At 59.3% G+C, this 12,268-nt stretch carries 11 protein-coding genes; 5 read left to right on the plus strand and 6 right to left on the minus strand.

The features are described 5' to 3' along the window. Positions 1-9 precede the first annotated feature (9 nt). The 3 genes from gcvT to gcvP all read left to right on the plus strand — a co-directional run bounded on the left by gcvT (position 10) and on the right by gcvP (position 4,552). Entirely contained in the window at positions 10-1,092 is a 1,083-nt protein-coding gene (gene gcvT / locus AC3ZVB_RS03560) for a glycine cleavage system aminomethyltransferase GcvT (RefSeq protein ID WP_490145785.1), read from the plus strand. Positions 1,093-1,140: 48 nt separating this feature from the next. Then, complete coding sequence (gene gcvH / locus AC3ZVB_RS03565; protein ID WP_162438422.1) at positions 1,141-1,524, plus strand: glycine cleavage system protein GcvH; 384 nt, start codon at positions 1,141-1,143, stop codon at positions 1,522-1,524. Positions 1,525-1,678: 154 nt separating this feature from the next. Further along, complete coding sequence (gene gcvP, locus AC3ZVB_RS03570; RefSeq protein WP_490145786.1) at positions 1,679-4,552, plus strand: aminomethyl-transferring glycine dehydrogenase; 2,874 nt, start codon at positions 1,679-1,681, stop codon at positions 4,550-4,552. 234 nt (positions 4,553-4,786) lie between these two features. On the opposite strand, the gene AC3ZVB_RS03575 is transcribed toward gcvP, so the two are convergent. From AC3ZVB_RS03575 to AC3ZVB_RS03595, 5 genes are all read right to left on the minus strand, one after another. Next, the gene (locus AC3ZVB_RS03575; protein ID WP_150712997.1) at positions 4,787-5,104 is read right to left on the minus strand and encodes a DUF2388 domain-containing protein; all 318 of its coding nucleotides are present in this window, start codon (positions 5,102-5,104) and stop codon (positions 4,787-4,789) included. A 71-nt stretch (positions 5,105-5,175) separates the two neighbouring features. Beyond that, positions 5,176-5,622: an NfeD family protein gene (locus tag AC3ZVB_RS03580; protein ID WP_162438420.1), complete on the minus strand. Its 447-nt coding sequence runs from the start codon at positions 5,620-5,622 to the stop codon at positions 5,176-5,178. Between the two features lie 8 nt (positions 5,623-5,630). Next, positions 5,631-6,551 carry an SPFH domain-containing protein gene (locus AC3ZVB_RS03585; protein ID WP_008150402.1) on the minus strand — a complete coding sequence of 307 codons (921 nt, stop codon included), beginning with the start codon at positions 6,549-6,551 and terminating at the stop codon, positions 5,631-5,633. A gap of 110 nt (positions 6,552-6,661) precedes the next feature. After that, the gene (tfpB, locus tag AC3ZVB_RS03590) at positions 6,662-8,446 is read right to left on the minus strand and encodes a type IV pilus assembly ATPase TfpB (protein ID WP_162438419.1); all 1,785 of its coding nucleotides are present in this window, start codon (positions 8,444-8,446) and stop codon (positions 6,662-6,664) included. 90 nt (positions 8,447-8,536) lie between these two features. Continuing rightward, positions 8,537-8,875 (minus strand): ACT-like domain-containing protein, encoded by a 339-nt coding sequence (locus AC3ZVB_RS03595; RefSeq protein ID WP_194690975.1) that lies wholly within the window; start codon positions 8,873-8,875, stop codon positions 8,537-8,539. Between the two features lie 126 nt (positions 8,876-9,001). Here AC3ZVB_RS03595 and AC3ZVB_RS03600 point away from each other — a divergent pair, with 126 nt between their 5' ends. After that, complete coding sequence (locus AC3ZVB_RS03600; RefSeq protein WP_162438417.1) at positions 9,002-9,466, plus strand: Lrp/AsnC family transcriptional regulator; 465 nt, start codon at positions 9,002-9,004, stop codon at positions 9,464-9,466. A gap of 116 nt (positions 9,467-9,582) precedes the next feature. On the opposite strand, the gene AC3ZVB_RS03605 is transcribed toward AC3ZVB_RS03600, so the two are convergent. Further along, the gene (locus AC3ZVB_RS03605) at positions 9,583-10,950 is read right to left on the minus strand and encodes a CYTH domain-containing protein (protein ID WP_162438416.1); all 1,368 of its coding nucleotides are present in this window, start codon (positions 10,948-10,950) and stop codon (positions 9,583-9,585) included. A gap of 156 nt (positions 10,951-11,106) precedes the next feature. On the opposite strand from AC3ZVB_RS03605, the gene argE reads away from it, so the two are divergent. Beyond that, positions 11,107-12,268, plus strand: a 1,162-nt coding sequence (gene argE / locus AC3ZVB_RS03610) for an acetylornithine deacetylase (RefSeq protein WP_490145787.1), incomplete at its 3' end; no start/stop codon positions are given.

The following is a 12,268-nucleotide window of genomic DNA, read 5'->3' on the forward strand; positions in this document are numbered from 1 at the left end:
GAGAAACCCATGGGACAGCGTACGCCTCTGTATGACCTTCATCTCGCCCTCGGCGCGAAGATGGTCGATTTTGGCGGTTGGGATATGCCTCTGCATTACGGCTCGCAGGTCGAGGAACACCATCAGGTGCGCCGCGATTGCGGGGTTTTCGATGTATCCCACATGACCGTGATCGATATCGGCGGCCCCCAGGCCAAAGCCTGGCTCCAGCATTTGCTGAGCAATGACGTCGGACGACTGCACAGCCCGGGACGTGCGCTGTACAGCACTATGCTCAATGAGCATGGCGGTATCGTCGACGACATGATCGTCTACCGTCTTGAAGACGGTTATCGTCTGGTGGTCAATGCGTCCACTCGCGATCAGGACCTGGCCTGGATGCAGTCACATCTCGGCAGCTTCGATGTCACGCTCAATGAGCGCGCGGAGCTGGCGATGCTGGCCATTCAGGGACCCCAGGCCCGACACAAGATCTCCGAACTCGTCACCCGGTCTCGCGGCAACCTGATCCAGATGCTCAAGCCATTCGAAGGTTTGCCGGACGGTGACTGGTTCATCGCGCGCACCGGCTACACCGGCGAAGACGGTCTGGAAATCATCCTGCCAGCGCATCAGGCCCCCGGATTCTTCAACGATCTGGTTGGCGCGGGGATTTCGCCGATCGGCCTTGGCGCGCGGGATACCCTGCGGGTCGAAGCCGGGATGAACCTGTATGGACAGGACATTCACCAGGACGTTTCGCCGCTGGCGTCCAATATGGCCTGGAGCATTGCCTGGGAGCCGGCCACGCGCCAGTTCATCGGCCGTAGTGCTTTGGAAGCCGAGCGAGCGGGTGGTATTCAGCACAAATTGGTCGGTCTGGTGCTTGAAGAACGCGGGGTATTGCGCGCTCATCAGGTGGTTCGGATCGCAGATGTTGGCGAAGGAGAGATCACCAGTGGTAGTTTCTCTCCTACGCTAAGCAAGTCTATTGCACTGGCGCGCGTGCCGATGGCGACAGCCGACCGCGCAGAAGTGGAAATCCGTGGCAAGTGGTACCCGGTCCGAGTGGTCAAACCGACCTTCGTACGCCACGGCAAAACCTTGATTTAACCTTTTCCGGCGGGCATGACCGCTGACCATTTTTTGAGGACACAGAACATGAGCGATATTCCTGCCGACCTGCGTTTTGCCGAAAGTCACGAATGGGCCCGTCTTGAAGCCGATGGCACTGTCACCGTGGGCATCAGCGATCACGCGCAGGAAGCGCTGGGCGATGTGGTGTTTGTAGAGCTGACCGAAGTCGGAACCGTCTTCGCTGCGGGTGATCAATCCGGTGTCGTTGAGTCGGTAAAAGCCGCCTCCGACATTTACTCCCCGGTGGCCGGTGAAGTGGTCGCAGTCAACGAAGAGCTGAGCGCCAACCCGGAGCTGCTGAACTCCGACCCGTACGGCGCCTGGATCTTCAAGCTCAAGCCAAGCAACGCTGCCGACCTGGACAAGCTGCTCGACGCGGCTGGCTACAAGGCTGCCATCGGCGAGTAAGCGTTTAGCGTCACCCCCAAAGCCCCGACCTGTCGGGGCTTTTTTGTGGGCGCTGAATAAGCCCGCTCGCGCAGGGTTCGCTGTTGGCACTGACTGCTATGCTGGTTTGACCGTGTTGCATCGACGCAGAGCGCCAGTCAAGAGAGAGCCCGTCATGTCCCAGTTGCCGTCCTTGAGCCAGTTACGCGACCCCAACGCCTTTCTTCGCCGCCACCTCGGGCCCGATGCCGCCGAGCAGCAGGCGATGCTCGACAGTCTGGGCGTGGGCAGTCGGATTGAGCTCATCGAACAGACGGTGCCACCGGGAATTCGCCTGAACCGTGAGCTCGATCTGCCGCCTGCCCTCGACGAAGAGGCCGCCCTGGCCAAGCTTCGGGGTTACGCCGAACAGAACCAGGTCTGGACCAGCCTGATCGGCATGGGCTACCACGGCACCCTCACACCGGCCGTGATTTTACGAAACGTTCTGGAAAATCCAGGTTGGTACACCGCCTACACGCCGTATCAGCCAGAGATCGCCCAGGGACGGCTGGAGGCGCTGCTGAATTTCCAGCAATTGGTCATTGACCTCACGGGCCTGGAGCTGGCCAACGCTTCACTGCTGGATGAAGCAACCGCCGCAGCAGAAGCCATGGCGCTGGCCAAACGGGTTGCCAAGTCCAAAAGCAATCTGTTCTTCGTCGACGAAAACTGCCATCCGCAGACCATTTCTGTGGTGCAGACCCGTGCAGAAGGCTTCGGTTTCGAGCTGATCATCGACGCGGTGGACAACTTGAAGCAGCACCAGGTGTTTGGCGCGCTGCTGCAGTATCCCGACACCCATGGCGAAATTCGCGATCTGCGGCCGGTGATCGACCAGTTGCATGCCCAGCAAGCGCTGGCTTGCGTCGCAACCGACCTGCTAAGCCTGCTGCTGCTGACGCCGCCAGGGGAATTGGGTGCAGACGTGGTCTTCGGCTCCTCCCAGCGATTCGGCGTGCCCATGGGGTACGGCGGACCACACGCGGCGTTCTTCGCCAGTCGTGACGAGTACAAGCGCGCAATTCCGGGGCGGATCATCGGTGTCTCCAAAGACGCTCGCGGCAACGTCGCGTTGCGCATGGCCCTGCAAACCCGCGAGCAACATATCCGACGGGAAAAAGCCAACTCGAACATTTGCACTGCTCAAGTATTACTCGCCAATATCGCCAGCTTTTACGCGGTCTACCATGGTCCGGAAGGCCTTAAACGAATTGCCCAGCGGGTTCATCGCCTGACCTGCCTCCTGGCGACGGGGCTTGAGAGACATGGAATCACGAGAATCAATCAACACTTCTTCGACACGCTGACGTTGGAAGTCGGTGGCACTCAAACCGCGATCATTGAAAGTGCCAACGCCGCCCGGATCAATTTGCGCATTCTGGGGCGAGGGAAACTGGGCCTGAGCCTGGACGAAACTTGCGACGAATCCACCGTGGCCAAACTGTTTGACGTGTTTCTAGGTGCCGATCATGGGCTCAAGGTCGACGAACTGGATGCTGAAACGCTCTCGGTCGGCATTCCGGACGCATTGCTGCGCACTTCGCCTTATCTACGCCACCCGGTGTTCAGCGCCCATCACAGCGAAACCGAGATGCTGCGCTATCTCAAACAGCTGGAAAACAAGGACCTGGCGCTCAACCAATCGATGATTCCGCTGGGTTCCTGCACCATGAAACTCAATGCCACCAGCGAGATGATCCCGATCACCTGGCCGCAGTTTGCCAACCTGCACCCCTTTGCGCCGAAAGAGCAGGCTGTCGGTTACTCGCTGATGATCGAGGAGCTGGAGCGCTGGCTCTGCGCAATTACCGGTTTCGATGCGATCTGCATGCAGCCCAACTCCGGCGCTCAGGGCGAGTACGCAGGCTTGCTGGCGATTCGCAAATACCACGAGAGCCGCCATGAGGGCGCACGGGATATTTGCCTGATTCCTTCCTCGGCACACGGCACCAACCCCGCGTCGGCGCAAATGGCCGGCATGCGTGTGGTGATCGTCGAGTGTGACCAGGCGGGCAACGTCGATCTGGATGACCTGAAGGACAAAGCAGCGACCGCCGGCGATAAACTCGCCTGCCTAATGGCGACTTATCCGTCGACCCACGGCGTGTATGAGGAGGGCATCAGCGAGATCTGCGAGGTTGTCCACAGCCAGGGTGGCCAGGTGTACATGGATGGCGCCAACCTGAACGCTCAGGTCGGGCTGGCACGGCCGGCGGACATTGGCGCTGATGTTTCTCACATGAATTTGCACAAAACCTTTTGCATCCCACACGGCGGTGGCGGCCCGGGTATGGGGCCGATTGGTGTGCGGGCGCATCTGGCGCCGTTCGTGGCCAACCATCCGGTGATACCAATTGACGGTCCTCTGCCGCAGAACGGCGCGGTAAGTGCCGCGCCGTGGGGCAGCGCAAGCATTCTGCCCATCAGCTGGATGTACATCGCCATGATGGGGCCGCAACTGGCGGATGCCAGCGAGGTGGCGATTCTCGCGGCCAATTACCTGGCTCGGCATCTGTCCGGTGCCTTTCCAGTGCTTTACACCGGACGCAATGAGCGTGTGGCTCACGAATGCATCCTCGATTTACGACCACTCAAGGCGCTGACCGGGATCACCGAAGAGGACGTCGCCAAGCGGCTGATGGACTATGGCTTCCATGCGCCGACCATGTCGTTTCCGGTCCCGGGGACCTTGATGGTCGAACCGACCGAAAGCGAGTCGAAAGCCGAGCTGGACCGGTTTATCGGCGCGATGTTGAGCATTCGCGCGGAAATCACCGAAGTGCAGAACGGCAACTGGCCGGCCGAAGACAACCCACTCAAAGGTGCGCCGCATACGCTGGCGGATGTCACAGGGGTGTGGGAACGGCCCTATACCATTGAGCAGGCAGTAACGCCGGATGCACACACCAAGGCTCACAAGTACTGGCCGGCAGTGAACCGGGTGGACAACGTCTATGGCGATCGAAACCTGTTCTGCGCCTGCGTTCCGGTGGATGAATACCGCTAATTTTTCAGGCCGCAGGGTGTTTTGTATCAGGCAAAAAGCGCGACACTACACCCGTGGCGAGGGAGTTTACTCCCGCTGGGCTGCGCAGCAGCCCCCTGCTTATCAGGTAACAGAGTGGGGCCGCTGCGCGACCCAGCGGGAGTAAACTCCCTCGCCACAGGTTTCATTCAGCTAACGATTTTTGAGTAAAAAAATGCCGCTCATATGAGCGGCATTTTTTATTGGGACATTTACTTATTCTGAAGCTACGGCATTTTTCGCCAGGATCGCATTGGCCAGTTCCATGTCCGTGGCCTGGAGGCCAGGGTTGTCGGCCCGGACTTTTTGCATGGCGGCTTCCAGGTACGGGCCGCGGATGCCGCCGTCGCTGGCGACGAAGCTGCCAGCATCGTCCTGGGCTGCAATGATCAGCTTGTGATCCTTGAACGTCAGGTAGGTCGAGCCGGTGGTGGCACCGGACGAGAGAACGTTACGCCAAAAGCTGTCAGCCATCGCTGAACCGACTGGAAGGGACAACAACGCGATGGTAGCGACAGCAAGTTTGAGACGCATGATGGGTGACTCCACAGGATTAACTACGGCGTTGGATTGCCATTTAGGCAATCGAGTTCCATAGCGGCCTATTACTCCGGTTCAACCAGCAAAATGGCGCCTTGCTGGCCGATCACCCGAACACGGCTGCCGAGAGCGGCGTCTGCTCCGCTGGCCATCCACACGCCATCGGCGACCTTGATCTTGCCGCGTCCGTCGACAATCGCCTCATGCACCACAAAGGTTTTACCGATCAGTTCCTGACCCCGCAGATTCAGATTTGGCTGATCACTCTGGCGCACTGCGCTGCGCTGGCGGTGCCACCAATACAGTGCCGTGGCGATCGAGAGCAGCCCAAACAGCAAAAACTGCATTTCCCAGGTCATCCCCGGCAATAGAAAGGTCAGTACACCGACTGCGGCTGCGGCCATGCCGATCCACAGCAGGTAGCCACCCGCGCCGAACACTTCAAGAATCAGCAGCAACGTGCCTAATGCCAGCCAGTCCCAGAACGATAGATGTTGCAGGAATGCCCACATAGCGCGCCTCAGGCTTTCTTGTTGTCGAACGTGGCCTTGACGATTTCGCCGATGCCGCCGACTGCGCCGATCATCGAGCTGGCCTCGAGTGGCATCAGGATCACTTTGCTGTTGTTGGCCGAGGCCAGTTTACCCAGCGCATCGATGTACTTCTGAGCGACGAAATAGTTGACCGCTTGCACGTTCCCACCGGCGATGGCTTCCGAAACGACTTTAGTGGCCTGGGCTTCGGCTTCGGCTTGACGTTCGCGGGCTTCGGCTTCGAGGAATGCGGCCTGACGACCCCCTTCGGCTTCCAGGATCTGCGCCTGCTTCTTGCCTTCTGCAGTCAGGATCGCCGCGGCGCGCAGGCCTTCGGCTTCAAGAATCTGCGCACGCTTGATTCGTTCAGCTTTCATCTGCCCCGACATTGCCGCCATCAGGTCCGCAGGTGGACTGATGTCCTTGATCTCGATCCGGGTGATCTTGATGCCCCACGGCGCAGTGGCTTCATCGACGGTGCGCAGCAGCTTTTCATTAATGCCATCACGTTGGCTGAGCATCGCGTCCAGTTCCATGGAACCCAGCACGGTACGGATGTTGGTTTGCAGCAGGTTGCGAATCGCGTGTTCGAGGTTGTTCACCTCGTAGGCGGCCTGGGCGGTGTTGACCACCTGAAAGAAGCACACCGCATCGATTTGCACCGTGGCGTTGTCGGCGGTGATGACTTCCTGGGGCGGGATATCCAGCACGCTTTCCATCACGTTGATCTTGCGACCGATGCGGTCCATGACCGGGATGATGATGTTCAGGCCGGGTTTGAGGGTGTTGGTGTAACGGCCGAAACGCTCGACCGTCCATTGATAACCCTGGGGCACGACCTTGAAACCCATGAACAGAATGGCGACCACCAGGCCGACAAAAAGTAAAAGCACGCTACCGATCTGCATAACGATTCCCTGTTGAGTGAAGCAACGAAATTACGATCGCAGAAGTGTAGCGGTGCCGGGTCGGGATAAGTACCGTAAGTCGGCCGTTGCATCATCAAGCGACAAAGGATTTATTTTTGCTCGCTCTGCGGGGTGACTCGAAGCACTTCCTCGATGGTCGTCAAGCCTGCTGCCACCTTCTGCGCGCCCGACAGTCGCAAGCTGCGCATCCCTTCCTTGAAGGCCTGGCGCCGAATGGCCAGCAAATCTGTGTCGGGGTTGATGAGGGCTTTGACGCCGTCGGTCAATTGCATGATTTCATACACCCCGGCACGCCCGCGGTAACCGGTGTCGCGACATTCGAGGCAGCCGATGGCGCGCTGCGCATTCCCCGGTAACGGCGCCTGCCAGGGTTTGGTCAAGGTCTGCCAGTCTTCTTCACTGAGGGTCAGCGGTGCCTTGCAGTGCGAGCACAGGGTTCGTACCAGGCGCTGGGCCATGACGCCAAGCACCGTGGCTTTGATCAGGTAGTGCGGCACACCGAGTTCAAGCAGGCGGCTGATGGCGCTGGGTGCATCGTTGGTGTGCAGCGTCGACAGCACCAGGTGGCCGGTGAGGGCGGCCTGGATCGCCATTTCTGCGGTTTCGAGGTCGCGGATCTCGCCGATCATGATGATGTCCGGGTCTTGCCGCATCAGCGCACGAACACCGGCGGCGAAGGTCAGGTCGATATTGTGTTGGACCTGCATCTGGTTGAACGCCGGCTCGACCATTTCAATCGGGTCCTCGATGGTGCAGAGGTTGACCTCGGGCGTCGCCAGTTTCTTGAGGGTGGTGTAGAGCGTCGTGGTCTTGCCGGAACCGGTCGGACCGGTCACGAGGATGATGCCGTTGGGCTGGCGGGTCATGTCCTGCCAGCGGCGCAAGTCCTCGGCGGAAAACCCCAGCTGGTCGAAATCCTTGAGCAGCACTTCGGGGTCGAAGATCCGCATGACCATCTTTTCGCCGAACGCCGTCGGCAACGTCGACAAGCGCAGTTCGACTTCGCCGCCGTCCGGCGTCTTCGTCTTCACTCGCCCGTCCTGGGGTTTGCGTTTTTCCGCAACGTTCATCCGCCCGAGGCTTTTCAGCCGGCTGACGATCGCCATGGTCACCTGCGGCGGGAATTGATAGACGTTGTGCAGTACGCCGTCGATGCGGAAACGTACCGTGCCTTGCTCGCGCCGGGGTTCGATGTGGATATCGCTGGCGCGCTGCTGGAAAGCGTACTGGAACAGCCAGTCGACGATGTTGACGATGTGCGCGTCATTGGCATCCGGTTCTTGATCGCTGGCACCGAGATTGAGCAACTGTTCGAAGTTGCCCAGGGTGTTTGACTGTGCATCGCCTGTGCTCGCGCCGCTGACTGATTTGGCCAGGCGGAAAAACTCCACGCTGAAGCGCTGGATGTCGACCGGGTTGGCGACAACACGCTTGATCGGCAGCTTCAGCACGTGAGTCAGATCGGCTTCCCAACCATTGACGTACGGCTGGGCGCTGGCCACGGTCACGGCGTCGCGGTCGATGGAAACCGCAAGGATCTTGTGGCGTTGGGCGAAGGCATAGGACATCAGCGGTGTAATGGCCGCGACATTGATTTTCAGCGGGTCGATGCGCAGGTAAGGCTGGCCGGCCTGCTGCGACAACCAAAGGGTCAGGCCTTCCAGATCGAGGTGCTTGCCGGGACGGCTGAGATCGTCGAGGTGTTGGCTGGCGATGAATTCCAATGGATGCAGTTGACCATTGGCAGCATGGCGACGTCGGGCATTGAGCGCGTGCTCGGCCGAGTCCTGGCTGATAAAGCCTTGGGCGACCAGTTCGCGCAGCAAATCATTGAGATCCAGCCAGCGGTCCTGAATGGCGAGTTGAACGGACATGCGGGCTCCTCATGAACAACAGTGCGCAAAGGATAGTCGCGCTGCCGCCGACCGTTGGGCCACTACCCGACGAAGCCGTATCGAGTTCTTTCAACCTGTCGCTTGAGCCGGCGCTTCCCAGACTGAATCAGCCCTTTGCAGATCGACCGAACACACACTGATCAGGTTGCGTAATTTTTCCGCAATTACCTGGGCGCGATGCCAGCTGAGACCTTCCATGACGATGTCGATGGACAGCAGATCGTCGGTCCGCTGCACATTGACCTGTTCAGGCGTCAGAAACTGCAAGGCGAACAGATTCAGCGCGCGACACAGCAAATCCGGTTCGGCCTCGGCCAGCAGTTGGTAGTGGACGCGGCAATGAGCGTTGCCGACGTTCCAGACATCGGCTCGAGCGCAAGGGGTGTTGACGGCTTCCAGATGCGGCATGTTATTTCTCCAAAATCACTGGGGAAATTTTTACATTCGAAGCGGGGCATTTCTTATCTATGATGGGGCTTATTTGAGAATGATTGAATCGAACAATTCAAGAACATAGTGAGATCAGGTTTTTTTATGCACAGCGATCTGGATGGGTACGACCGCAAGATTCTCGCGTTGCTGCAAGAAGACGCCTCCCTGTCGAGTGCGCAGATCGCCGAGCAGGTGGGGCTGTCGCAATCGCCGTGCTGGCGGCGGATACAGCGGATGAAGGAGGAGGGGATCATTCGGGGGCAGGTGACGCTGCTTGATCGAAAGAAGATCGGGCTGAACACGCAGATTTTTGCCGAGATCAAACTCAACGCCCATGGGCGTTCGAACTTCACTGAGTTCACTGAAGCGATTCGGGGCTTTCCCGAGGTGCTGGAATGTTATGTGCTAATGGGGTCGGTGGATTTTTTGCTGAGGATCGTCACAGCGGACATTGAAGCGTACGAGCGTTTCTTCTTCGAAAAACTATCGATGGTGCCGGGGATACAGGAGGTCAACTCGATTGTGGCGTTGTCGGAGATCAAGTCGACTACCAGCCTGCCAGTTTAAGACTGGCAGAGCGCTTATGTGGCGAGGGAGCTTGCTCCCGCTGGGCTGCGCAGCAGCCCCAAAATGATGGGTGCGCTGCGCACTCCAGCGGGAGCAAGCTCCCTCGCCACAAAGTATTACACCCGCAACAGCATCTTCCAGGCACGGTTCTGATACACCGCAATCGCCTGCTGCTTGCGCGCATCCAGCGATTCATCGGTAATCGGCTCGTTAGCCAGTTGCGCGAGTTTGTTCAGTTCACCGTACAGACGATCCATTTCCGGGATCTCCAGCACACCGCGGGCATGGTGCATCCAGGCCTGGATACGTTCGATGCGCGGCAATTGTTCGGCCAGGTCTTCCGGTTGTTGCTGGTAGCGCTGCAACTGGAGGGAGGTTGCCTCTTCACCTAACAAGCGCGGCAGCCAGCTACCCAGTTGCGCAGCGCCCTGGCGATTGCCGCGAACATTGCGATCAGTCGTCCAGGTACGCGCAAGCAACCATCGCGACGTGTTCAGCGAGAACAAGCCCCAACGCGGATCTTCCAGTTCTTCGAGGAACTGCTCCGGAGCCGCTTTGCGCACGTCTTCGTCATCCTGACCGGCTTGTACCAGCGGACGCCAGTCTTCCAGCAAGGCATCCAGGGCCACGCGCAGATCGTGAGTCGACTGACGCGGAGCGGCTTGGCCCAGGCTGCTGAGCAACGCGCGCATTTCAGCGAGGTTCTCGACCCAGTCCTGCAGCAGTCGCCAATGACCATTGAAGCGATACTGCTCAGCCAGGCGCTGGCTGCTGCTCAGCAAATGCCAGCTCAGGGCGGCAAACGCGTCATCCAGCGGAGTTTCGGCAGTGATCTGCGGTGCTGGCAGGCTCAGCGAATAGCTGTTGGCATCGTACAAACGATAACCACGCTCGGCCTTGCTGATGTCACACGGCATCAGTGCCAGGGTGGCGGCCAGCTCGGCGGCCAGTTCCAGCAGGGCAGCCGGTTCGCCTTCGCGCAATTCAAGTTCCAGCTCGCAGATTTCTTCTTTCTGCTTGCCGACAACCACATGGCCCAGGTCCAGTGCGGCTTCGATGACCACTTTGGTCTTGCCACGGCCCCACGCAATCTCGGCGCGCTCGCGGACGAAATCGGTAGTGAAAATCGGCTTCAGGGTTTTCTTGTCCAGCTCGGCCAGTTCCTCGGGCCAGCATTCGCCGTCGAGTTTCTTCACGTCGAGCTTGGCTTTGGGCAGGTTCCAGTCGTACTCGTTGCGCTCGGACAGGCCAGCAACACTTTGGCCGCGGGTCTTGAGCGTCTGAATCACTTCTTCGCCATCGCGGCGCAGGCGCAGGGCAACCTTGGCACGGGCCAGGTCGCGCTCAGGCGTGTCGAAGTACTGGTTCATCAGTTCACGGCGTTCCCAGCCACTTTTGTTGCGTTTTTTCAGTAGCGGGTGCTCGCGCAGAGCAGCGAGGGTTTCGCGGCTGACGCGGAGTTTGATTTCGGTTTCTTTCTGCATGGCCGGAAAATCCAGGATCGGGAGCGCAGCCGGGGGAATGTGTGGCTGCCAAGGCCGTGCAGTGTACAGGAGTGAGAGTTGGTACGTGCCGCGACGGTTTATTCCTGTCGCCGGATGGTTCTATGATGGATATCAATTCGGGAGTTGGAGTCAGCGATGCCTTTGCCGTCCATGAAAGATCAATTCGCCGCGTTGATCGCTGCACCGTCTGTCAGCTGCACCCAGCCCAGGCTCGATCAAACCAACCGCCCGGTGATCGATTTGCTCGCGACATGGCTGGGCGACCTGGGTTTCGCCTGCGACATTCAACAGGTCAGCCCCGGCAAATTCAATTTGCTCGCCAGTTTTGGCTCCGGCCCCGGTGGGTTGGTATTGGCCGGGCACAGTGACACCGTGCCGTACGACGAGGCGCTGTGGCAGACCAATCCGTTGAAGCTGACCGAAGTCGATGGCCGCTGGGTCGGACTTGGCAGTTGCGACATGAAAGGGTTTTTCGCTTTGGCCATCGAGGCGGTCCTGCCGTTGCTCGACCAGCCATTCAAGCAACCGCTGATGATTCTTGCCACGTGTGATGAAGAAAGCTCGATGTCTGGCGCTCGCGCCCTGGCAGCAGCCGGACGCCCATTGGGTCGTGCCGCGGTGATTGGCGAGCCGACCGGACTGAAGCCGATCCGGATGCACAAAGGCATCATGATGGAGCGCATCGATATCCTCGGCCAGAGCGGCCACTCCTCGGACCCGCGTCTGGGTCACAGTGCCCTTGAAGCCATGCACGATGCGATTGGCGAACTGCGCGGTCTGCGCCTGCTGTGGCAGCGTGAGTTCCGTAATCCGCAGTTTGGCGTGCCGACCCCGACGATGAATTTCGGCTGCATTCATGGCGGCGACAACCCGAACCGTATTTGCGGCCAATGTTCGCTGGAATTTGATCTGCGACCGCTGCCGGGCATGGACCCCAAAGCCCTGCGTGCTGAAATCCTGGCGAGGCTCAAACCGGTCGCCGAACGCCATCAGGTGCAGATCGACTACGCCCCGCTGTTCCCTGAAGTGCCGCCCTTTGAGCAGGACGAGGACGCCGAGTTGGTCCGGATTGCACAAAAGCTCACCGGTCATCAGGCCGAAGCAGTAGCGTTCGGCACCGAAGCGCCTTATCTTCAGCGCCTTGGCTGCGAAACATTGGTGCTGGGCCCAGGTGATATCGCCTGCGCACACCAGCCGGGGGAATACCTCGAAATGTCACGTTTGCAGCCTACGGTGCATCTATTACGTCAACTGATTGAACATTACTGCCTGACACCGGCCAAAACCACGGTGCCTG

The organism is Pseudomonas sp. MDV22-iso1 (genome assembly GCF_058145095.1).